The following is a 279-nucleotide window of genomic DNA, read 5'->3' as shown; positions in this document are numbered from 1 at the left end:
GACTGGTCGATCAGGTAGGTCGAAGCCCAGCCGCCTTCCATCTGGCGCATCTCGCGACGTAGCACTTCGTCTTCGGTCTTGGTGTTGCCGCGATAGTTGATGCGGTTGACGTAGGCACGCTTGCCCGGGTCGACCACGAACATGATATCGACGGTGTGGTCTTCATCGTTGGGCTGCGGCACGCCGTTGACGTTGGCGAAGGTATAGCCTTCGTTACCCAGGCGACGGGTGATCAGCTCGGACGTGGTGGTCATCACCTTGCGCGAGAATACCTGGCCC

1 protein-coding gene is annotated in these 279 nt (G+C 60.2%); it reads right to left on the bottom strand.

The features are described from left to right. The coding region (locus SB725_RS30875) for a POTRA domain-containing protein (RefSeq protein ID WP_410923180.1) at positions 1-279 on the bottom strand (279 nt) is incomplete at both ends.

Source organism: Pseudomonas sp. SIMBA_041 (genome assembly GCF_046535095.1).
GTDB classification, from domain to species: Bacteria; Pseudomonadota; Gammaproteobacteria; order Pseudomonadales; family Pseudomonadaceae; genus Aquipseudomonas; species Aquipseudomonas mucoides.
The sequence above is the reverse complement of the archived record's forward strand: the minus strand, read 5'-3'. Positions and strand labels throughout refer to the sequence as shown.